This window comes from Micromonospora sp. DT227 (assembly GCF_049841835.1).
Classification (GTDB): domain Bacteria; phylum Actinomycetota; class Actinomycetes; order Mycobacteriales; family Micromonosporaceae; genus Micromonospora.
Window position 1 is genome coordinate 183,151 of the sequence record NZ_JBNCLA010000004.1, and the last position, 20,609, is coordinate 203,759.

At 73.8% G+C, this 20,609-nt stretch carries 23 protein-coding genes; 11 read left to right on the plus strand and 12 right to left on the minus strand.

Going from position 1 to position 20,609, the window contains the following annotated elements; genetic code table 11:
• Nucleotides 1-28: 28 nt before the first annotated feature.
• Entirely contained in the window at nucleotides 29-349 is a 321-nt protein-coding gene (locus ACLQ2W_RS16030; protein WP_091067592.1) for a DMT family transporter, read from the plus strand.
• Nucleotides 350-398: 49 nt separating this feature from the next.
• On the opposite strand, the gene ACLQ2W_RS16035 is transcribed toward ACLQ2W_RS16030, so the two are convergent.
• On the minus strand, nucleotides 399-914 hold the full coding sequence (locus ACLQ2W_RS16035) for a GNAT family N-acetyltransferase (protein ID WP_425787110.1): 516 nt from the start codon (nucleotides 912-914) through the stop codon (nucleotides 399-401).
• A gap of 61 nt (nucleotides 915-975) precedes the next feature.
• Between ACLQ2W_RS16035 and ACLQ2W_RS16040 the strand changes: the two genes are divergently transcribed.
• The 3 genes from ACLQ2W_RS16040 (at nucleotide 976) to ACLQ2W_RS16050 (ending at nucleotide 2,732) form a co-directional block, all read left to right on the plus strand.
• Nucleotides 976-1,578 (plus strand): HAD family hydrolase, encoded by a 603-nt coding sequence (locus ACLQ2W_RS16040; protein ID WP_425787111.1) that lies wholly within the window; start codon nucleotides 976-978, stop codon nucleotides 1,576-1,578.
• A 323-nt stretch (nucleotides 1,579-1,901) separates the two neighbouring features.
• On the plus strand, nucleotides 1,902-2,186 hold the full coding sequence (locus ACLQ2W_RS16045; RefSeq protein WP_425787112.1) for a hypothetical protein: 285 nt from the start codon (nucleotides 1,902-1,904) through the stop codon (nucleotides 2,184-2,186).
• A 12-nt stretch (nucleotides 2,187-2,198) separates the two neighbouring features.
• The gene (locus tag ACLQ2W_RS16050; RefSeq protein ID WP_425787113.1) at nucleotides 2,199-2,732 is read left to right on the plus strand and encodes a GNAT family N-acetyltransferase; all 534 of its coding nucleotides are present in this window, start codon (nucleotides 2,199-2,201) and stop codon (nucleotides 2,730-2,732) included.
• Between the two features lie 12 nt (nucleotides 2,733-2,744).
• Here the strand turns inward: ACLQ2W_RS16050 and ACLQ2W_RS16055 are convergent, their stop codons facing one another.
• Genes ACLQ2W_RS16055 through ACLQ2W_RS16075 form a run of 5 tightly spaced genes read right to left on the minus strand, consistent with a single transcriptional unit; the run spans nucleotide 2,745 to nucleotide 7,312 of the window.
• On the minus strand, nucleotides 2,745-3,002 hold the full coding sequence (locus tag ACLQ2W_RS16055) for a UBP-type zinc finger domain-containing protein (RefSeq protein ID WP_425787114.1): 258 nt from the start codon (nucleotides 3,000-3,002) through the stop codon (nucleotides 2,745-2,747).
• Entirely contained in the window at nucleotides 2,999-4,579 is a 1,581-nt protein-coding gene (locus tag ACLQ2W_RS16060) for a Na+/H+ antiporter (RefSeq protein WP_425787115.1), read from the minus strand. Before ACLQ2W_RS16060 ends, ACLQ2W_RS16055 begins: the two co-directional genes overlap by 4 nt.
• Before the next feature lie 37 nt (nucleotides 4,580-4,616).
• Nucleotides 4,617-5,582, minus strand: a complete 966-nt coding sequence (locus ACLQ2W_RS16065) for a TIGR03885 family FMN-dependent LLM class oxidoreductase (RefSeq protein ID WP_425787116.1) — start codon at nucleotides 5,580-5,582, stop codon at nucleotides 4,617-4,619.
• Between the two features lie 42 nt (nucleotides 5,583-5,624).
• The gene (locus ACLQ2W_RS16070; protein ID WP_425787117.1) at nucleotides 5,625-7,037 is read right to left on the minus strand and encodes an NADP-dependent succinic semialdehyde dehydrogenase; all 1,413 of its coding nucleotides are present in this window, start codon (nucleotides 7,035-7,037) and stop codon (nucleotides 5,625-5,627) included.
• A gap of 11 nt (nucleotides 7,038-7,048) precedes the next feature.
• Nucleotides 7,049-7,312 (minus strand): DUF6343 family protein, encoded by a 264-nt coding sequence (locus tag ACLQ2W_RS16075; RefSeq protein WP_107160622.1) that lies wholly within the window; start codon nucleotides 7,310-7,312, stop codon nucleotides 7,049-7,051.
• 161 nt (nucleotides 7,313-7,473) lie between these two features.
• Between ACLQ2W_RS16075 and ACLQ2W_RS16080 the strand changes: the two genes are divergently transcribed.
• Complete coding sequence (locus ACLQ2W_RS16080) at nucleotides 7,474-8,073, plus strand: antibiotic biosynthesis monooxygenase (RefSeq protein WP_425787118.1); 600 nt, start codon at nucleotides 7,474-7,476, stop codon at nucleotides 8,071-8,073.
• Nucleotides 8,074-8,189: 116 nt separating this feature from the next.
• A complete protein-coding gene (locus tag ACLQ2W_RS16085; protein WP_425787119.1) occupies nucleotides 8,190-9,035 on the plus strand; it encodes a GDSL-type esterase/lipase family protein in 846 nt (281 codons plus the stop codon).
• Nucleotides 9,036-9,050: 15 nt separating this feature from the next.
• Here ACLQ2W_RS16085 and ACLQ2W_RS16090 read toward each other — a convergent pair whose 3' ends face one another.
• The 3 genes from ACLQ2W_RS16090 to ACLQ2W_RS16100 all read right to left on the minus strand — a co-directional run bounded on the left by ACLQ2W_RS16090 (nucleotide 9,051) and on the right by ACLQ2W_RS16100 (nucleotide 10,938).
• Nucleotides 9,051-9,794 (minus strand): EcsC family protein, encoded by a 744-nt coding sequence (locus ACLQ2W_RS16090; RefSeq protein WP_425787120.1) that lies wholly within the window; start codon nucleotides 9,792-9,794, stop codon nucleotides 9,051-9,053.
• A gap of 38 nt (nucleotides 9,795-9,832) precedes the next feature.
• Complete coding sequence (locus ACLQ2W_RS16095) at nucleotides 9,833-9,982, minus strand: hypothetical protein (RefSeq protein WP_199199904.1); 150 nt, start codon at nucleotides 9,980-9,982, stop codon at nucleotides 9,833-9,835.
• Between the two features lie 92 nt (nucleotides 9,983-10,074).
• The gene (locus ACLQ2W_RS16100; protein WP_425787121.1) at nucleotides 10,075-10,938 is read right to left on the minus strand and encodes a peptidase M23; all 864 of its coding nucleotides are present in this window, start codon (nucleotides 10,936-10,938) and stop codon (nucleotides 10,075-10,077) included.
• Nucleotides 10,939-11,327: 389 nt separating this feature from the next.
• Between ACLQ2W_RS16100 and ACLQ2W_RS16105 the strand changes: the two genes are divergently transcribed.
• Genes ACLQ2W_RS16105 through ACLQ2W_RS16115 form a run of 3 tightly spaced genes read left to right on the plus strand, consistent with a single transcriptional unit; the run spans nucleotide 11,328 to nucleotide 13,427 of the window.
• The gene (locus tag ACLQ2W_RS16105; protein ID WP_281939447.1) at nucleotides 11,328-12,251 is read left to right on the plus strand and encodes a proteasome assembly chaperone family protein; all 924 of its coding nucleotides are present in this window, start codon (nucleotides 11,328-11,330) and stop codon (nucleotides 12,249-12,251) included.
• Between the two features lie 37 nt (nucleotides 12,252-12,288).
• Entirely contained in the window at nucleotides 12,289-13,086 is a 798-nt protein-coding gene (locus ACLQ2W_RS16110; RefSeq protein WP_281939446.1) for an exodeoxyribonuclease III, read from the plus strand.
• 20 nt (nucleotides 13,087-13,106) lie between these two features.
• The gene (locus ACLQ2W_RS16115) at nucleotides 13,107-13,427 is read left to right on the plus strand and encodes an antibiotic biosynthesis monooxygenase family protein (RefSeq protein ID WP_396770830.1); all 321 of its coding nucleotides are present in this window, start codon (nucleotides 13,107-13,109) and stop codon (nucleotides 13,425-13,427) included.
• Between the two features lie 383 nt (nucleotides 13,428-13,810).
• On the opposite strand, the gene ACLQ2W_RS16120 is transcribed toward ACLQ2W_RS16115, so the two are convergent.
• Nucleotides 13,811-14,500: a class F sortase gene (locus tag ACLQ2W_RS16120; RefSeq protein ID WP_425787426.1), complete on the minus strand. Its 690-nt coding sequence runs from the start codon at nucleotides 14,498-14,500 to the stop codon at nucleotides 13,811-13,813.
• Between the two features lie 410 nt (nucleotides 14,501-14,910).
• Nucleotides 14,911-15,468, minus strand: a complete 558-nt coding sequence (locus tag ACLQ2W_RS16125; RefSeq protein ID WP_425787122.1) for a hypothetical protein — start codon at nucleotides 15,466-15,468, stop codon at nucleotides 14,911-14,913.
• 151 nt (nucleotides 15,469-15,619) lie between these two features.
• Here ACLQ2W_RS16125 and trmB point away from each other — a divergent pair, with 151 nt between their 5' ends.
• On the plus strand, nucleotides 15,620-16,246 hold the full coding sequence (gene trmB, locus ACLQ2W_RS16130) for a tRNA (guanosine(46)-N7)-methyltransferase TrmB (RefSeq protein ID WP_405094200.1): 627 nt from the start codon (nucleotides 15,620-15,622) through the stop codon (nucleotides 16,244-16,246).
• Between the two features lie 103 nt (nucleotides 16,247-16,349).
• On the plus strand, nucleotides 16,350-18,854 hold the full coding sequence (locus tag ACLQ2W_RS16135; protein ID WP_425787123.1) for a DEAD/DEAH box helicase: 2,505 nt from the start codon (nucleotides 16,350-16,352) through the stop codon (nucleotides 18,852-18,854).
• An 83-nt stretch (nucleotides 18,855-18,937) separates the two neighbouring features.
• Here ACLQ2W_RS16135 and ACLQ2W_RS16140 read toward each other — a convergent pair.
• Nucleotides 18,938-20,609: FG-GAP repeat domain-containing protein (locus tag ACLQ2W_RS16140; RefSeq protein WP_425787124.1), on the minus strand; the 1,672-nt coding region annotated here is incomplete at its 5' end.

A 20,609-nucleotide genomic window follows, 5' to 3' on the forward strand; every position in this document is an offset into this window, starting at 1 on the left:
CGGCGACGTCGGCGGGTACGGTCCTCCGATGGCGTACCTGCTCCTGGCCCTCGCGATCACCGCCGAGGTGATCGGCACCAGCCTGCTCAAGGCGAGCGACGGCTTCACCCGGCTCTGGCCCACGGTCGGCCTGGTGGCGTGCTACCTGGCGGCGTTCGGGCTGCTCGCCCTCGTGGTGCGGGACGTCCCGGTCGGCGTGGCGTACGCGATCTGGTCCGGGCTCGGCACCGCCGCCATCATGGCGGTCGGCGCGGCGTTCCTGGGCGAGCCGCTGAGCGTGACCAAGGTCGTCGGGGCCGGGCTGGTCATCGCCGGCGTGGTGGTGCTCAACCTCGGCGGCGCCCACTGACCGACGCCGGCCCGGTCCACGCCCCGCCTGCCCACGTCGCCGGGCCCGTTCAGTCGACCGGCCGGCGCATCGCGACCCGGTCGGTCGCGTCGAAGCCGAGCGCCGCCTCGGCCGCCAGGAACCCGGCCAGCCCCGGGGTCAGCTCCGCCTCGGCCAGCTCACGGAACCCGCAGCGCGCGTAGTACGGCGCGTTCCACGGCACCGACCGGAACGTGGTCAGCGTCAACGCCGGCCACCCCTCGGCCGTCGCCCAACCGGCCACCTCGTCGAGCAGGCCCCGTCCGATGCCGCGCCGCGCGTACGCCGGGTCGACGCTGAGCTGCTGGACGTGGGCCGCCCCGTCGACGAGGTCGACGAGCACGAACGCGATCGGCCGGTCGGCCGCGTCGACCGCCACCCGCAGCCGGCCGGCGCGCTGCCCGGCGGCCAGCGCGTCCAAGGGCAGCGGTGGCATGTCCGCCACCAGGTGCATGCCGATCTCCCGGAACGGGGCGCCGGAGGCCACCTCGATCCGCTGGATCCCGGTCAGTTCGTCGGCGCGGGCGCTTCTGCTGCGGTGCGGCACGGCGCCGACCCTGGCAGAGCGGGCGCGGGGACGCGAACGGTTTTCGGCGTACGCTGCACCGGTGGCTCTCCCCCTGCCGGCCGGCGACTTCCGCGCGTACCTGTTCGACTGCGACGGCACGATCGTCGACTCGATGCCGGTGCACCACCGCGCCTGGTGCGCGGCGCTGGCCGAGTGGGGCTGCGAGTTGCCGGAGGACCTGTTCTACGCCTGGGGCGGCCGGCCGGTCGCCGACATCGTCGTCGACCTCAACCGGCGGCACGGCCTGGCCATGCCGGTCGAGGCGGTGGCCCGTCGCCGGGAGGACCTGTTCCAGGAACTGCTGCCCGGGGTCAGCGCCGTGCCCGAGGTGCTGGCGCACATCGAGGACGCGCACGGGTGGCTGCCGTTCGCGGTCGTCTCCGGCAGCACCCGGGAGTCGGTGACCGCCTCGCTGACCACGCTGGGCCTGCTCGACCGGTTCGACACGCTGGTCTGCGCCGAGGACTGCACGCGGGCCAAGCCCGACCCGGAGGGTTACCTGCTGGCCGCCCGACGGCTCGGCGTCGAGCCGGCCGGCTGTCTCGTCTTCGAGGACACCGATCTCGGCGTGGCGGCCGCGACGGCGGCGGGCATGGCGTCGGTCCGGGTGCCGCACCCCCGGGAGCGGTCGGCCACTCGGTGACCGTGCCGAAAGGGCCCGCCCGGCGTCACGGTGCGTGACGCGTCAGCGAGACCATGCGGATGGACACGATATACCGCTCGGTCATATTTATGACCTGCTGTCATATCGCTCGCGACGCCACCATCCTGCCGGCGCCGACACGCCCGAGCGCTCGAGCCCCCGGCCGTGCCGTCCGATGTGATCGGTGTCGCCCCGGTCGGGGCACCCGTCGGGCGTGTGCCCGGGCCTAGCGTCGCTGTCATGACCGTCAACGGGACGCCGCCGGCGGAGGACACCGTCTGTCGGAGGACACCGTCCCTCGGCCCGGCGCCCGCCGGACGCTGATGGCACGCGTCTCGCCGCTTCCGCCGCCCGGCCCGCTGCGCACGCTGGCGTCCGCCACCCTGGCCAACACCGTCGGCACCGGGCCCTGGCTGGCCGGCGGCGCGTTGTACCTGACCCGGGACGTCGGCCTCTCCGCCTCCTCGGTGGGCGCCGGGCTGACCGTCGCCGGCCTGGCCTACCTGCTCGTCGACTCGCTGACGGCGTTCCTGATGGTCGCGGTGAGCGGCGCGTCCGCGGTGCTCGGCACGCACGTGCCCGACCGGCCAGCCGGTCACCCCGGGTAGCAGGATGACGGGATGACCGAACGGGGAAGCATCACCATCCGGCCCGGCGGCCCGGCGGACGCGCCGACCGTGCTGCGGCTGTTCGACAGCGCCATCGCGTGGCTGGTCGAACGCGGCCGGCCCGAGCAGTGGGGCGTCGACCCGGTCTCGACCGACACGCGCCACATCGCCCGGGCCGACGCCTACGCTCGCGGCGGCGGCCTGCACCTCGCCGAGATCGACGGCACGGTCGTCGGCGCGCTTGTGGTCGGCGACGCGACCGAGCACGTGCCGCCGGCCACCGAGCCGGAGCTGTACGTCAACCTGCTGGTCACCGACCGGGCGTACGCGGGCCGGGGAGTCGGCGCGCGGCTGCTGGCGCACGCGGCGGAGTTGGCCCGCCAACGCGGGCTGGGCCTGCTGCGGGTGGACTGCTTCCGGAGCGCGGACCGGGCGTTGGTGCGCTTCTACGAGGGCTGCGGTTTCACCGCCACCGAGCCGTTCACGGTGAGCCGACCGGGTCGGCCGCCGTGGCCGGGGCAGGTGCTGGCCCGCCGGCTCGACTGAGCGCCGCCGACGTCAGCCGATCTCCTCGTCGGCGAAGCACCAGCGCCACGACTCCCCCGGCTCGATCGAGCGCATCACCGGGTGCCCGGTGGCCCCGAAGTGCTTACTCGCGTGCTGGTACGGCGACGAGTCGCAGCAGCCCACGTGCCCGCAGCTCAGGCAGGCGCGCAGGTGCACCCAGTCCCGGTTGCCGACCGCCACGCAGTCGGGGCACTCGGTGGTGGTGGCGGGCTCGGCGTCGCCCGCCCCGGTCAGGTGCGGACAGCTCATTCGAGAACCTCCTGTCGTAGCAGCGACTCCTCCAGGTCCAGATCACGGTAGGCGCGGGTGAGCACCTCCTCCGGGATCTGGCCGGAGTCGCGGGCGGCCCGGAACACCTCCCGCTCGGCGTCGATCATCTCCTGCCGCAGCCGCGCGTACGCCTGGGAGGGGGTCTCCCGGTCGGTGCCGCCGAGCCGTTCCCAGGCCAGGTTGGCGCGGGACGTGGTCAGCCCGCGCAGCCGTTCCACCACCGCCTCGGGCGCGTCGCCGGCCAGCGCGTCGAGCCGTTCCCGGGCGGCGCGGCTGGCCCGCTGCTGCACGCCGGCGGCGGAGAGCGCGTCCTGCACCGGGTCGTCGGGGGGCAGCCGCAGCCGCCGGGCCAGCCACGGCAGGGTGGCGCCCTGCCCGACCAGGGTGGCCACGATCACCGCGAAGGCCAGCCAGATCAGCAGCGCACGCGGGTACGGCCGGTCGTCGGCGAGCGTGAGCGGCAGACCCAGCGCGGCGGCCAACGTCACCACGCCACGCATGCCGGCCCAGCCGATGACGATGGGGAACTGCACCGGCGGCGCGGGGTCGCGCTGCCGGATCCGGGGCACCAGCCGGGCCAGGTAGGTGGCCGGGAACATCCAGACGAACCGGGACAGGAAGACGGCGGCGAGCACCGCGGCGGTGATCCCGACCAGCGAGCCGACCGGTTCGTCGAGGTCGCGCACCACCTCGGGCAGTTGCAGGCCGACCAGGAGGAACACCAGCCCCTCCAGCAGGAACTGGATCAGTCGCCAGAACGCGGTCACCTGGAGGCGGGAGCCGGCCGACATGAGCATCGGCAGCTTGTGGCCGATGCCGAGCCCGGTCACCACCACCGCGACCACGCCGGACGCGTGGATCTCCTCGGCGGCGTACACCACCGCGAACGGCACGATCAGCGACAGCGCATTGTCCAGCACCGGGTCGGTGATGCGCTTGTGCAGGTAGCCGAAGACCACCACGCCCAGCACCCCGACCACGATGCCGCCGCCGGCGGCGATCAGCACCTCCCGGGCCACGTAGCCGACGCCGACGCCGCCGGTGGTGGCGGTGGCCGCGACGATCGCCACCCGCAGCAGCACCAGCGCGGTGGCGTCGTTGACCAGGCTCTCGCCCTCCAGGATGGTGACGACCCGCCGGGGCAGGCCGACCCGACGGGCCACCGCGGTGGCGGCGACCGCGTCGGGCGGCGCCACCACCGCGCCGAGCGCCACGCAGATCGCGTACGGCAGGTCGGGCAGGAACAGGTGCACCACGGTGCCCACCACGAACGCGGTGAAGATCACCAGCCCGACTGCGAGCAGCAGGATCGGCCGCAGGTTGAGCCGGAACGCCGGCACCGAGGTGTTCACCGCCGCCACGTAGAGCAGCGGCGGCAGGATGCCGACGAGCACCAGGTCCGGTTCCAGCCGCACGTGCGGGAAGAACGGCAGGAAGGACAGCGCGAGGCCGAGCACCACCAGCAGGATCGGCGCGAGCAACCCGAGCCGGCGGGCCAGCGCCGCCCCGAACGTGGCGATCGCCAGGAACACCACGACCTCGAACAGAGCTTCCACGGGGTACGAGCCTAGGCGTCCCCGGGCCGGCCCGTGATCACGCGGTCGGGCGTACCTTCGGCAGCACCTCGGCGCCGAACGCGTCGAGGAACGCGCGCTGTTCCTGGCCCACGTGGTGCAGGGCGATCTGGTCGAAGCCCAGCTCGACGTACTCCTCCAGCCAGCCGACGTGCCGGCCCAGATCGGCGGAGACGTTGACGGTGTCGGTGACCTTCGACATCGGCACGTCGGCGCTGACCACGTCGAAGTGCTCGGCGGTCTCCAGGTCCCAGCAGACCGGCGGCGCGAACACGTTGCTGCGCCACTGCTCGTACGCGATCGCCTCGGCCTCGGCCTGCTCGGGCGCCCAGCTCACGTGCACCTGGAGGTGCAGCGGCCCGCGCCCGCCGGCGTCCCGGTAGGCGTCGATCATCTGCCGGAGGTGGTCGACCGGCGCGTTGACCGTGATCAGCCCGTCCGCCCACTCGGCGCACCAGCGGGCGGTGGCCACGCTGACCGCGGCGCCGACCAGCGCGGGCGGCTCCTCGGGGCGGGTCCACAGCTTGGCCCGGTCCACGGTGACCAGCCCGTCGTGGCTGACCTCCTCGCCGGCCAGCAGCGCCCGGATCACGTCGACGCACTCGCGCAGCCGGGCGTTGCGCAACTCCTTGCGGGGCCAGACGTCGCCGGTGATGTGCTCGTTGCTGGCCTCGCCGGTGCCCAGCGCCGCCCAGAAGCGACCGGGGTACATGGCGCCGAGCGTGCCGATCGCCTGCGCGATGGTCGCCGGGTGGTAGCGCTGGCCGGGGGCGTTGACCACGCCGAAGGAGAGGTTGGTGGCCTGGAGCGCGGCGCCGAGCCAGGACCAGGCGAACCCGGACTGGCCCTGCCGCTCGCTCCACGGGGAGAAGTGGTCGGAGCACATGGCCGCGTCGAAGCCGGCCCGTTCGGCGTGGACCACCGCCTCCAGCAGCTTCGCCGGGTGGATCTGCTCATGGGATGCGTGGAACCCGAACGCCGTCATGGGCAGCACTCCTACCCATGCCGGCGTCCGGCCAACCGCACCTCACTCGGCGTGCGCGCCGGCGCCCGCGCCGGCCTCACCCTCGCCGATCCACACCGTCTTGGTGTTGCAGAACTCGCGCATGCCCAGCGCGGACAGCTCGCGGCCGTACCCGGAGTTCTTCACGCCGCCGAACGGCAGTTGCGGGTAGGACGTGGTCATGCCGTTGACGAACACGTTGCCGGCGTCCAGGTCGGTGGCGAAGCGCTCCTGCTCGGCCGGGTCGGTGGTCCAGGCGTTCGAGCCGAGGCCGAAGCTGGTGCCGTTGGCCACCTCGATCGCCTCGGAGTACGAGCCGACCCGGTAGAGGCCGGCGACCGGGCCGAACACCTCCTCGCTCCACATCCGCATCTCCGGCCGCAGGTCGGTGACCACGGTCGGGGGGTAGAACCAGCCGTCCCCGGTCGGCTTCTCGCCGCCGCAGAGCACGGTGGCGCCCTGCCGGACCGCGTCGGTCACCTGGTCGTGCACCTCGTCCCGGCCGCGTTCGCTGGCCAGCGGACCGACGTCGGTGCCGTCGTCCATCGGGTCGCCGACCCGCAGCGCCGCCATCCGGGCGGCGAACTTCTCGGCGAACGCGTCGAAGACGTCGGTGTGCACGATGAACCGCTTGGCGGCGATGCAGGACTGGCCGTTGTTCTGGCAGCGGGCGGTGGTGGCCACCTCGGCGGCCTGGTCCAGGTCGGCCGAGGGCATCACCACGAACGGGTCGCTGCCGCCCAGTTCCAGCACGGTCTTCTTGAGTTCCCGGCCGGCGATCTGCGCGATGGAGCGGCCGGCCGGCTCGCTGCCGGTGAGCGTGGCGGCGCGGACCCGGGGGTCGCTGAGGATGCGGTCCACCGCGTCGGAGCCGACCAGCAGCGTGGTGAACGCGCCCTCGGGAAAACCGGCGCGGCGGAACAGGTCCTCCAGGTGGAGCGCGGTCTGCGGCACGTTCGAGGCGTGCTTGAGCAGGCCGGTGTTGCCGGCCATCAGGGCCGGGGCGGCGAAGCGCATCACCTGCCACAGCGGGAAGTTCCACGGCATCACCGCCAGCACCGCGCCGATCGGCTGGTAGCGGACGTACGCCCGCTTCGCCTTGACCGCGGCGGCGTCGGCCGGCTCGTCGGCGAGCATCGCCGGCGCGTTCTCCGCGTAGAAGCGGCAGGCGGTGGCGCACTTGGTGACCTCCGCCTTCGCGGCGGCGTACGTCTTGCCCATCTCGGTGGTCATCAGCCGGGCGGTGGAGTCCCGCTCGGCGTCGAGCAGGTCGGCGGCGGCGGTGAGCCACCGGGCGCGCTGCGCGATCGTGGTGTCCCGCAACTGCCGGTACGCGAGGTCGGCCCGCTCGATCGCGGCGTCGACCTGCTCGTCCGACATCGCGTCGTACGTCTTGAGCACCTGTCCGGTGGCGGGATTGGTGGTGGCGATGGGCATGGCGACTCCTGTCACTCGAACAGCGAGTGCCGCACGCCCGGCTCCTCCCGGCGGCGGGCGGCGCGACGGCGCTGGATGACGACCAGATCGACCACGGCCACCACGGCGAGGATCGCGCAGACGACGCCCAGCCAGGCCAGGTCGGCGGCGAACGCGAACACCGCGAGGACGGTCATCACGACCACACCGAACAGGGCCAGCACGAGGCGCAGGTTCAGCGCGCTGTTCGCGTGTCCGACCGTGCCACGGGCGCGGCGGGGCTGTGATCGGGTCATTCCTCCCGGCTACCCCGGCTCGGCCGGGGTTAACCGGTGCGGCCGGCGCGACCGGTGATCCCGGCCACGGAGCGGGCACGCGCCGGATGCGACAGCGGGGTGGACGCGTTGGATCGGTCTGCCGGTTCCGGCGGAGATCCCGCGGCGGTGGAGAGGATGGCATGACCACGATGCAGGCGGTGCCCGTGACCGTCGCCGTCTCGCGGCGCGCCGACCCGGCGCGTACCGGGGAGATGGTGGCGTGGATGCGGGCCGGCACGGCGCTCGCGGAGAGCTTCCCGGGGTTCCTGGGCGCCGGCTTCGTCCGCAGCGCCCCGGGTTCCGCCGAGTGGCACGTGATGTACCGCTTCGCCGACGCGGACACGCTGCGTGGCTGGGAGGACTCCCCGCAGCGGCACTGGTGGCTGAGTTCCGCGCAGGGCATCGTCGAGCACACCCGGGTGGAACGCCGTACCGGCATCGAGGGCTGGTTCGACCGGCCGGTGGACCACGCGGTGGAGACCGTCGGGGCGGCCGAGCCGGCGGCCCCGGCCGCGCCGCCGCGCTGGAAGCAGGCGGTCACCATCTGGCTGGCGTTCTTCCCGCTCAGCCTCACCGCCACGCTGCTGACCGCCCGGTTCGTCGCCGACGTGCCGCTGGCGGGGCGGACGCTGCTGATGACGCTCGTGCTGACCCCGCTGATGACCTACCTGGTGCTGCCGCGGATCACCCGGGCGCTGCACTGGTGGCTGCACGGCCAGCCGGCACCCTGGCGGCGCTGAGCCCGCGAATGTGAACGACCGATGTCAATGAAAGATGGGCGACAGACCTTCCGTACGGACGACCGAGGCGCATAGGGTCGACGCGCCGCTTGGTGCCACCGGACGGGGGAACCCGCATGCCTCGACGCTGGATCGCCGCGCTCGCCTGCGTCGCGGCGCTGGTGGCGCTGGCCTGCGACGGCTCCGGCTCGGCGTCGCCCCGCCCGTCCGACACGCCCCGGCCCGGTGACCCCCGGGTGCTGACCGCGCTCGGCGACTCGGTCACCACCGGCTTCGGCTCCTGCCTGGTGCTGGTGAGTTGTGAACGCAACTCGTGGTCGAGCGGGGACAGCCTGCGGGTGGAGAGCGTCTATCGCCGGCTGCGCGCGGACGCGCCGGCGCTGCGGGCGTACAACCGGGCCGAGCCCGGCGCCCGCGCGGCCGGGCTCGCCGACCAGGCCCGGTCCGCGGTCCGCGACAAGACGGACCTGGTCACCGTGCTGATCGGCGCGAACGACGTGTGCCGGGCCGGGGTCGACGCGATGACCCCGGCCGACACGTTCCGGGACCAGGTCGACGCGGCGCTGACGGTGGTGCGCAAGGGCCGGCCGAAGGCGCGGGTGCTGGTGGTCAGCATCCCCGACCTCTACCGCCTCTGGCAGCTCGGGCACACCGAGTCGCGGGCCGTCCGGGCCTGGTCGCGCGGCGTCTGCCCGGCGCTGCTGGCCGACGCCACGTCGACCGCGCCGGCCGCGACGGCCCGCCGGGCCAAGGTCAAGGCCCGGATCGAGGCGTACGACGACGAACTGCGCGCCGCCTGCCGCGCGTACGGGTCGCGCTGCCGCTGGGACGGCGGCGCGGTGCACCGCCACCGGTTCGGCCTGGACCAGGTCAACGCGCTGGACTGGTTCCACCCGAACGCGGCCGGCCAGGGCCGGCTGGCCGAGGTGGCCTGGAACGCCTCCGGCTGGGCCCGCGACTGAGACCGACCGACCCGGTCAGGGTTGGCGCGGGCCCGGGAGCTGCCGTGGGCCGGCCACCCGGTAGAGCGCGCGGGCCCGGTCGGCGAGTTCCTTGGTGGCCGACGAGTTGGCCCAGGTGCCGAGGATGATCGCGGCTCCGGGGACGACCTTGGCGAACATCCGCTTGGCGGCGCGGACTCCGGCCATCCGGGCCAGCCGCACGCCGAGCTGGAGCATCACCCGACCCAGCGCCCGGTTGCCGGCGGAGCCGAACAACGCGCCGGCGCGTTCCCGGCCGGCGGCCACGCCCAGCGCCAGCCGGGCGGTCTCGGCGGCCTTGTGCACCCGCTGGAGCACCAGCAGGTCGGTGGCCCGGTCGGAGTGTGTCGGGTCGACGCCGTAGGCGGCGGCCACGTGCAGCACCAGCCGGGCCTGGGTCCAGGCCAGCACGCCCACGTCGATCACCGCGCCCGGCAGCCCGGCGGCGCCGGAGACCGCGCCGGAGAGCCGGGCGTGGTTGACGAACTTGCGGACCACCTGGTCGGCCAGTTGCTCGGGCGGTGCGTCCGGCCGCTCCGCCCGCGCCCGGGCGGCCCACTGCGCGGCCTCGGGGCCGAGCCGGCGCACCGCCTCCAGCGCCAGGTGCTCCGGCGCGTACTGCGGGTCCTCCCGCATCCGGTCCCACAGCGTGGCCGGCGGCGCTTCGGGCGCCTCCACCGGCGGGACCGGGGCGGCGGGGACGGCGGTGGGCTCCCCGTCGACGGGGGCGGGGTCGGTCACGGGACGCTCCGGGGCTCGTACGGCGGGGGGTGGGCCGGTCAGCGACGGCGGGTCGACGACAGCCGGCTGGCGAGCTGCCGCAGCCGGGCCTGGTTCTCCGGCTTGGCGATCTCGCGCCGGCCCCGGTCGACCAACTGCTGACCACGCGGCGACCGCAGGAAGGTGGTGATCCGTTGCATCAGCGACATGACGTCCTCCTGTTCGCGGTCCCCCTCATGTGTACCTGGAACCGGCAACCCCTTGGTACCCGGACCGGCCGTCCGGCAACCGTCCAGTTCGGTCAGCCGAGGACTTCCGCCACCACCTCACCGGCCAGCCACTCGTGCTGCGCGTACGCGTCGGGGAACGCCGAGATCTGCACCGCCTGGGCGGCGACCGACAACGGCAGGTCCTGCCAGCCGGGGATCTCCTCCAGCGCGGCGAGGAACGCCTGGGTGGCGTACTCCGGGTCCATCAGCTGGGCCACCGTGCCCCAGCCGCTGCTCGGCCGCTGCTGGAACAGTCCGACCGAGTCGTGGTCCCAGCCGACGGCCTGGTGCGGGTAGCTCTGCGACTCGGGCAGCACACCGCTGGCGTAGTTGAGCAGCGTGCTCTCCTGCATCGCGGTGGCCACCGCGATGACCAGCCCCCGGCGCGGCACACCCATCTCCCGACCGGCCCGCACGATCTTCGTGGCGTTGTCCATCTGGGTGCGGTTCAGGCCGGCGACCGGGACGATCCGGCGTGGCTTCGGCTTCGGCTTCGCCTTCGGCGTGGCCTTGACCTTCGGCTTCGGCGTCGCGGACAGGGACGGGGACGGGCTGGCGCTCGGGGTGGTCGGCGTGGTCGGGGTGGTGCTCGGCCGGGCCAGGCCGCGGGAGGCCGCGTCCAACGCCGCGCGCTCGGCCAGCTCCACGGCGGGGGCGGGCTTCGCGGCGCGGTCCGCGGCGCCGAGGTCGAGCTGGCTGACGCCGACCAGGCCGAGGCAGCAGGCCGTGCCGGCGGCGACCACCAGCCGGGCGCGGGGGTTCAGCAGGGCCCGCAAGCGGGTACGCCGGGTAGTCGTCGAGGCAGTGGTTGTCCATTCGGTTGACGGGGTATCGTCCAAACGGTCAGCCGGGCGGCCGGGGCTGTTCGGGTCGTCGGGGGTGCCGTTGTCACGCATCCGACGAGGCTAGACAGGGCAAATAGGGATCACCCAGGCTCAACGAGTGGCCCTCGCCACACTTCGGGGGGACGCCGCGGGACATTCGCGTGCGGTCCCACCCAGCACGGTGCCGACCTCGCGGAACGGGCCAACCGCCGGTCCGCCACGCAGCCGGTCGGCCCGGGCAGGAAGCACGCGGCCGGCGGCGGACCAGCCGATGATCGACTAACTCGTCCGTTCGGGCGATCCGTCATGGGCCGCCGGACCGAGCCGTGGCCGAATTGTGATCACGCTCCGGGCGGTCGACGGGTCCGTAACGGAATGGACCACTCCCCCCGGTACGTTTGCCGAATCGGGGACGCGTCCGCGCGACGCCCCCCGTACGCGTCGACAGGGAGGACCCACCGGTGCTCGACCCACACGAGCTCTACGAACTCACCGACGAGCTGCCCGACGACCTCGGCCAGCCGGTGCTGATCCAGGCGCTCACCGGCTTCGTCGACGCCGGCAGCGCCACCCGGCTGGCCCGGGAACAGCTGCTCACCTCCCTGGACGCCCGCACCATCGCCCGCTTCGACATCGACCAGATGTTCGACTACCGGTCCCGCCGGCCGGTGATGACCTTCGTCGAGGACCACTGGGCCGACTACGACGCCCCGGAGGTCGAGCTGCACCTGCTGCACGACGACGACGAGACGCCGTTCCTCCTGCTCACCGGCCCCGAGCCGGACCTCCAGTGGGAGCGGTTCGTGGCCGCCGTCGCCGGGCTGTCCGCCCGCCTCGACGTGCGGCTCACCGTCGGGCTCAACTCGATCCCGATGGCGGTGCCGCACACCCGGCCCAGCGGCGTCACCGCGCACGCCACCCGGCCGGAGCTGATCGCCGGGCACGAGCCCTGGCTCCAGAAGGTGCAGGTGCCGGCCAGCGTCGGGCACCTGCTGGAGTACCGGCTCGGCGAGCAGGGACGCGACGCGCTGGGCTTCGCCGCGCACGTGCCGCACTACGTCGCCCAGACCGAGTACCCGGCCGCCGCCGAGGCGCTGCTCGCCGCCGTGTCCAAGGGCACCGGCCTGCTGCTGCCGCGCGACGGCCTGCGCACCGCGGCCGAGGCGATCCGGGTGGAGATCGACCGCCAGGTGGCCCAGACCGACGAGGCGGCCACGCTGGTCCAGGCGCTGGAGGAGCAGTACGACGCGTTCGCCCGGGGTCGCGGCGAGAAGAGCCTGCTCGCCACCGAGACCGGCCCGCTGCCCAGCGCCGACGAACTCGGCGCCGAGCTGGAACGCTTCCTCGCCGAGCAGACCCGCCCGGGCGACACCCCGGAACGCTGACCGGGCGGAGCGGGCCGGGATGCGGCAGGCTGGAGTCATGCGCCTGGCGACCTGGAACGTCAACTCGGTGAAGGCCCGCCTGCCCCGGCTGCTCGACTGGCTGGGCACCACGAAGCCCGACGTGCTCTGTCTCCAGGAGACGAAGTGCCCGGACGGGGCGTTCCCGGTCGCCGAGGTGGGCGCGCTGGGTTACGAGGTGGCCAGCCACAGCGACGGACGGTGGAACGGCGTGGCCGTGCTGTCCCGGGTCGGGCTGGCCGACGTGGCGGTCGGCTTCCCCGGCGAGCCCGGGTTCCCCGCGCCGGAGGCGAGGGCCATCGCCGCCACCTGCGACGGCGTGCGGGTCTGGTCGGTGTACGTGCCGAACGGCCGCGCCCCCGACGACCCGCACTACGCGTACAAACTGGCCTGGTTCGCGGCGCTGCGCGACGCGCTGGAGCCGGAGGTGGCCGCGGCCCGGCCGCTCGCCGTCTGCGGTGACTTCAACGTCGCGCCGACCGACGCCGACGTCTGGGACCCGGCGCTGTTCGCCACCTCCACCCACGTCACGCCGGCCGAGCGGGCCGCGCTGGCCGCGCTGCGCGACCTGGGGCTCAGCGACGTGGTGCCCACCCCGATGAAGGGCCCGCACCCCTACACCTACTGGGACTACCGGGCCGGCATGTTCCACCAGAACAAGGGCATGCGGATCGACCTGGTGTACGCCACCGCGCCGTTCGCCCGGGCGGTCCGCTCCGCGTACGTGGACCGGGAGGCCCGCAAGGGCAAGGGCCCCTCCGACCACGCCCCGATCGTGGTCGACGCCGACCTGACGCCCGCCGTCGAGGCGTTCTGAGTCGCCGTAGGCTGGACGGCATGGCAGTCGTGAAGATCAACGCGATCGACGTCCCGCCCGGTGCCGGCGAGGAACTGGAGAAGCGGTTCGCCGCCCGGGCCGGCGCGGTGGAGAACTCCCCCGGGTTCCTCGGCTTCGAGCTGCTCCGCCCGGTCGCCGGCGAGACCCGCTACTTCGTCTACACGAGGTGGGAGACGGAGGAGGCGTACCAGGCGTGGGCGCAGGGCTCGTCCCGGGCCGCGCACGCCACCCCCGAGGGCGCCGAACCGCGCAAGCCGGTGGCCACCGGCGCCACCCTCCTGGAGTTCGAGGTGGCCCTCCAGGTCCCCCACACCCCCTGACCTGACCCCACCCCACCCCTCCGGGCCCGCCCGGCCCGGTGATCATGAAGTTGACGGCGCTCGCTGTCCGTTTTGTCGCCGCCAACTTCATGATCACCAGCTGATCGCACGTTGGCCCGTGGCGCGCTCGTGCGTCTGTGACCGCGGCTGATCTGGCCTCGCCGTTGGACGCTCGGCGGCCCGCCTCGATCACGCCGTTTGGTGCAACTGATGTCGCTCTGGCAACCACAGATGCACCCAAACCTCGCCCCTCCGGCCGGAGCGCGGGGCGCAGTGCAAGCGGTGGGTGGAACGGCATGAACGTCAAACGGGCGCGGAGACAGCCATAACGTTCCACCCATTCGGCCTGTCCACCGTGAGTGGAACGGCATGGACGGAGCCCCTCAGGGGGTGCGGGTGGCGAAGACGATCACGTTGTCCTCGTAGCCGGTGCGACCGCCGAGCCACGTGCCGCCGCAGGTGATCAGGCGCAGTTCGGCCGGGCCGGAGTCGCCGTAGACCCGGGCGGCGGGCAGTTTCGCCTTGTCGAAGTACTCCACGCTGTCGACGGTGAACGACACCACACTCCGGTCGGCGCGGGTCACCCGGATCAGCGCACCGGGCTTCAGCTCGCGGAGCCGGTAGAACACCGCCGGCCCGCTCTTGCTGTCGACGTGACCGACGATGATCGCCCGCCCCGGCTCCCCCGGCACCGCACCCCGGTTGTACCAGCCGGTCTGGTCGGTCTCGGTCAGCGGCGGCACGTCCACCGAGCCGTCCCGCGCCTGACCGACCGGGGTGACCGGTGCGTCGACCTTGATGGCCGGCACGGACAGGCGGACCGGGCGGCCGACCGGTTTCCGGGCCGGTGTGGTGGCCGGCGCGGGTGCCGCCACGCTCGACCCGGCCGATGCCTCGGCCCAGTCGAACGGCCCGGCGGTGCGACCGAGGCCGGCCCCGACGGCGAACACGCCGACCAGCACCAGCACCACAGCCAGCGGCTTCGACCAGGGGCTCCGGCCCTGGTCCCGCCTCGGCGCGGATCCGGGCGGCGGACCGGACGGCGACGCACCGGCGGGAGGCGGACCGACCAGCCGGGAACGCCCGGCAGGCGGCCCGGCCGCGGGCGGGCTCCACGGTCGGGAGGCGGCGGGCGGCGGCATCAACGGTCGTGACCCCGTCGACGAGGTCCCGGCCGGACGGGACCCGGCGGGCGGCACCTCGGCCGGAGGCGACCCAACCGGAGGCGGACTCCACGACCCCGAGCCGCCGGGCGGCGCGCTGACCGGCCGGGCACCGGAAACAGGCCGGGCACCGGAAACAGGCCGGGCACCGGAAACAGGCCGGGCACCGGAAACAGGCGCGGCAGAAGGGAAGACACCGGAGTGCGGCGGCGCGGCGGCGGATCGCGGCGGGGCGGCGGGCGGGGGCAGCGCGAGGAACGGCCAGCCGGAGCGCCGGGAACCGGCGGGCGGCGGGGCGGCGTGGTCGGCCATGGCGGGCCTCAGCGCCCGGCGGCGTGCCGACGGGAGGCGGCCACGCCGAAACCGGCGCCGACCATGGTGAGCGCCAACCCGATCGGCACCAGCAGGCCGCCGAGGCCGGGGCCGGCGGTGCCGCCGAAGCCGGTCGCCGGGCCGCGGCTGGGGAAGTGGCTGGGCGGGTGACTCGGCGGCCGGGTGGGCTGGGCCCGCTTGACGACCTGGAGCATGGTGGACGCGGTCTCCCCGCTCGGGCACTCCAGCTTGACCCGGTAGTTGCCGGGTCGGGTGCGCTCGTTGACCATCGGCGAGGCGGTGAGCAGACCGCGCTGCGGCTGCACCTGGATCTTGCCGAAGGCGTCGGAGGCCACGATCGCGGGCACCGAATTGTCCCGGCAACTGGCCCGGATGCCGACCAGGAAACCCGGCTCGACCGTGCCCGGGGTGACCTCCACGAAGATCACGTCACCGGCGGGCTGCTCGGGCACCGGTTCGGCCCGGGCGGGCACGGCGCCGAGCAGCGGGAAGGCGCACGCGCCGACCGCGACCAGCAGCGCCGCGCGTCCCCTGACTGACCCCATGAACCCTCCCGGCGTACGGGAATGAATCCTCTCACCCCCGGCCGCACCTCACATCCGAACGGCCGCGTCGGTCGCGTAGGCTCGGGTCGCTGTGACCACCACCGACGTCTCCACCGCCCGCATCCGCACCTTCCATCCGCGTCGCGGCCGGATGAGTGACCGGCAGCGCGACGCGTTGACCCGGCTCTGGCCCGCGTACGGCCTGGAGATCGCCGCCCTCGACGGGCCGTGCGATCCGGCGGCGCTGTTCGGACGGCGGGCGCCGCTGGTGCTGGAGATCGGCTCCGGCATGGGCGACGCCACCGCCGCGATGGCGGCGGCCGACCCGAGCCGACACTATCTGGCGGTCGAGGTGCACACGCCGGGAATCGCCAACCTGCTGGACCTGGTGGAACGGCACCGGCTGGAGAACGTGCGGGTCGCCGAGGGCGACGCGTTGGACCTGGTCCGGGCGATGCCCGAGGGGTGCCTGGACGCGGTGCACGTCTACTTCCCGGACCCGTGGCCGAAGACCCGGCACCACAAGCGCCGGATCATCGCGCCGGCGCACGTGGCGCTGCTGCGGTCCCGGCTGGCGCCGGGCGGCACGCTGCACTGCGCCACCGACTGGGCCGAGTACGCCGAGTCGATGCGGGCGACGCTGACCGCCGACCCGGAGCTGGTCGACGTGCACGGTGGCTACGCTCCCCGCCCGGCGCACCGACCGGTGACCAAGTTCGAGCGGCGCGCGCTGACCGCCGGCCGGGACGTCTTCGACCTGATCCACCGGCGGCGCTGAAGCCGAGGTGCTGAAGCCGGGACGCTGAAGCCGGGACGCTGACGCCGCAGCGCTGAACCCGGTTGGCGCGGCATGGCACCGCCCAGGCACGATGGGAGCCGCCATGACTCTCACCGCCGCGCTGCCGAAGACCGCCGACCCCGACACGCTCTACGACGCGTTCGCCTCCTGGGCGTCCGAGCGCGGTCTCGACCTCTACCCCCACCAGGAGGAGGCGGTCATCGAGATCGTCTCCGGCGCGAACCTGATCATGAATACGCCGACCGGCTCAGGCAAGAGCCTGGTGGCGATCGCGGCGCACTTCGCGGCCCTCGCCGGCGACCGGACGACGTTCTACACCGCGCCGATCAAGGCGCTGGTGTCGGAGAAGTTCTTCGCGCTCTGCGAGGTCTTCGGCGCGGAGAACGTCGGCATGCTCACCGGCGACGCCAGCGTCAACGCGGACGCGCCGATCATCTGCTGCACCGCGGAGATCCTGGCCAACCTGGCGCTGCGGGAGGGCCGCCGCGCCGACGTCGGCCAGGTGATCATGGACGAGTTCCACTTCTACGCCGAGCCCGACCGGGGCTGGGCCTGGCAGGTGCCGATCATCGAGCTGCCGCAGGCCCAGTTCGTGCTGATGTCGGCCACGCTCGGCGACACCACCCGCTTCGTCGACGACCTGACCCGGCGCACCGGCCGGCCGACCGCCGTCGTCCGCTCGGCCGAGCGACCGGTCCCGCTCCTCTTCTCGTACGCGACCACGCCGCTGCACGAGACGCTCGAAGAGCTGCTGGAGACCAAGCAGGCCCCGGTGTACGTCGTGCACTTCACCCAGGCCGCCGCGCTGGAACGCGCCCAGGCGCTGATGAGCGTGAACGTCTGCACCCGCGCCGAGAAGGACATGATCGCCACCGCGATCGGCAACTTCCGGTTCACCTCCGGCTTCGGCAAGACGCTGTCCCGGCTGGTCCGGCACGGCATCGGCGTGCACCACGCCGGCATGCTCCCGAAGTACCGCCGCCTGGTGGAGACGCTCGCCCAGGCCGGCCTGCTCAAGGTCATCTGCGGTACGGACACGCTCGGCGTCGGCATCAACGTGCCGATCCGCACCGTGCTCTTCACCGGCCTGAGCAAGTACGACGGCATCCGCACCCGGCTGCTCAAGGCGCGCGAGTTCCACCAGATCGCCGGCCGGGCCGGACGGGCCGGCTTCGACACCATCGGCCGGGTGGTGGTGCAGGCGCCCGAGCACGTGATCGAGAACGAGAAGGCGCTCGCCAAGGCCGGCGACGACCCGAAGAAGCGCCGCAAGGTGGTGAAGAAGAAGCCGCCGGAGGGCTCCATCGGCTGGGGTGAGCCGACGTTCCAGCGCCTGGTCGAGGCCGAGCCGGAGCCGCTCACCTCCAGCTTCCAGGTCAGCCACTCGATGCTGCTCAACGTGATCGGCCGCCCCGGCGACGCGTTCGCCTCGATGCGGCACCTGCTCACCGACAACCACGAGGACCCGGCCGCCCAGCGGCGGCACATCCGCCGGGCCATCGCCATCTACCGGGCGTTGCGCGCCGGCGGCGTGGTCGAGGAGCTGCCCGAGCCGGACGAGGCGGGTCGCCGGGTACGCCTCACCGTCGACCTCCAGCTCGACTTCGCGCTCAACCAGCCGCTGTCGCCGCTCGCGCTGGCCACCATCGAGCTGCTCGACCGGGAGTCCCCGGCGTACGCGCTGGACGTGCTCAGCGTGATCGAGGCGATCCTGGACAACCCGCGGCAGATCCTCTCCGCGCAGCAGTTCAAGGCCCGCGGCGAGGCGGTCGCCGCGATGAAGGCCGACGGCATCGAGTACGAGGCCCGCCTGGAACTGCTCGACGAGGTGACCTGGCCCAAGCCGCTCGCCGAGCTGCTGGCGGGCGCGTACGAGATGTACCGGCAGGGCCACCCGTGGGTCGCCGACCACGAACTGGCCCCGAAGTCCGTGGTCCGGGACATGTACGAGCGGGCCATGACGTTCCCGGAGTACGTCCAGTTCTACGGGCTGTCCCGCTCCGAGGGGCTGGTGCTGCGCTACCTCGCGGACGCGTACAAGACGCTGCGGCAGACCGTGCCGGAGGACGCCAAGACCGAGGAACTGGTCGACCTCATCGAGTGGCTGGGCGAGCTGGTCCGCCAGGTCGACTCCAGCCTGATCGACGAGTGGGAGCGGCTGCGCAACCCGTCCGACGTGGCCGAGGTGGCCGCCTCGCTGGACGACCGGCCGCCGGCGGTGACCCGTAACGCGCGGGCGTTCCGGGTGCTGGTGCGCAACGCGCTGTTCCGTCGTGTCGAGCTGGCCGCGTTGCGCCGCTGGGACCTGCTCGCCGAACTGGACGCCGGGGACGGCTGGCACGCGGACGCGTGGGCGGACGCGCTGGAGCCGTACTTCGAGGCGTACGACTCGATCGGGGTGGGGCCGGACGCGCGCGGGCCGGCGCTGCTGATGATCGAGCAGGGCCGGGAGCGGTGGACCGTACGCCAGATCCTGGACGACCCCGACGGCGACCACGACTGGGGCATCAGCGCGGAGGTGGACCTGGCCGCCTCGGACGAGGTGGGCGCGGCGGTGGTCCGCGTCACCGACGTCGGCCAGCTCTGACCCGGCCCGACCGGCTCGGCCCTTTCCTGACCGAGCCGGCCGGGCCGGTGCCGGGCTGAGCCAGCCGGTGCCGGGCCGACGGGTCAGCCGACGCCGTCGGGCGGGGTGAGGTCGGCGGCGTCGACGACGGCGGTCCGGCCGTCGTCGAAGGTGACCGCCGCGCGGCCGTCCGGGCGGGCCTGCGCGGTGCCGACCCGCCCGTCCGGGGTGCGGACCGGGGACCGGGGCGGCGCGGGCGGCGCGTCGTCGAACCGGGCCGGAGCGGTGCCGGTCGCGGCGGCGGCGGTGGCCGCGAACCCGCTGATCCGCACGAGGCTGCGCCCGGCGAAGGCCACGTAGAGCGCCGGGTCGGCCGGGTTCGAGATCGGGTCGTAGTAGCAGTTCGCCGGCCGGCCCCGGAGCGCGCCGGTGTCGAGCAGCCGCGTCCAGTGCTGCCCGTCCGCGGTGGTGAACGCGCCGGCCAGGCCGACCGCGAAGCGCCGCCCCGGATCGGTGGGGTCGAACTGCATGTCGTTGAGGATGCCGCCGTAGTGGTCGCCCTGGCCGTCGGCGTCCTCGTCGCGGACGACCTCGATCCGGCCGCCGCAGGTGAGCATCTGCTCCAGGGCGGTGTCGACCTGCCAGGTGACGCCGCCGTCGTCGGAGCGTCGCACGTGGTCGGAGTCGAGCAGGTACAGCAGGCGGGGCCGGTACGGGTCGACGAAGAACCGGCGGGCCGCGCCGGCACCCCCGCCGGGGACGAGCTGCTGCCAGGTGGCCATCCCCTCGGTCCACGTCCAGAGCCGGCGCGCGGAGTCGCCGCCGACGTAGAACACCGTGTCGCGGTGCCCGCCGGACGCCTGCACGAGGCCGACGTTCGGGTCCGGCAGGAACGGCCCCTGCTGGGTGACCGGCCCGCTCGGGCCGGCGCCGAAGCCCGGGATGACGAAGAGGGGACGCGGCGCGAACGTGCCGTCGCCCTTGTTCACGGCGACGAGCACACCGGCCTCACCGAAGCCGACCAGGTCGGCGTGGCCGGTGGTGGCGACGTCCGCCACCAGGCGCGGGTGGCGCTCGACCCGCCAACCGCCGGCCTGGTAGCCGAAGTCGGCCAGGACCGGCGTCGGCGTGAACGCGAACGACCCGTCACCCTGACTGCGGGCGACGTAGACCCCGGCGTCCCCGAACCCGACGATGTCGGCCTTCCCGTCGCCGGTGAGATCGGCGAGGAGGCGGGGGTGCCGCTCCACCCGCCAGCCGGCGTTGAAACCCAGGTCGGCCAGCACGAACCGCGGCTCGGCGAACGTGCCGTCCCCGTGGTTCAACGCCACCCACACCCCGTCGTCGCCGAACCCGACGAGGTCCGCCCGACCGTCACCCGTCACGTCCACCGCGAACCGCGGATGCCGCTCCACCCGCCAGCCACCCGCCGCGTACCCGAACCCCGCCACCGCCGGCACCGGGGAGAACGCGAACGACCCGTCGCCCTGACTGAGCGCCACGTACACCCCGGCGTCCCCGAACGCCACGATGTCCGCCTTGCCGTCACCGGTCAGATCGGCGAGCACCCGTACGTGCCGGTCCACCCGCCAGCCGGCGTTGAACCCCAGGTCGGCCAGCACGAACCGCGGCTCGGCGAACGTGCCGTCGCCGTGGTTCAACGCCACCCACACCCCGTCGTCGCCGAACCCGACAATGTCCGCCCGACCGTCACCCGTCACGTCCACCGCGAACCGCGGATGCCGCTCCACCCGCCAGCCACCCGCCGCGTACCCG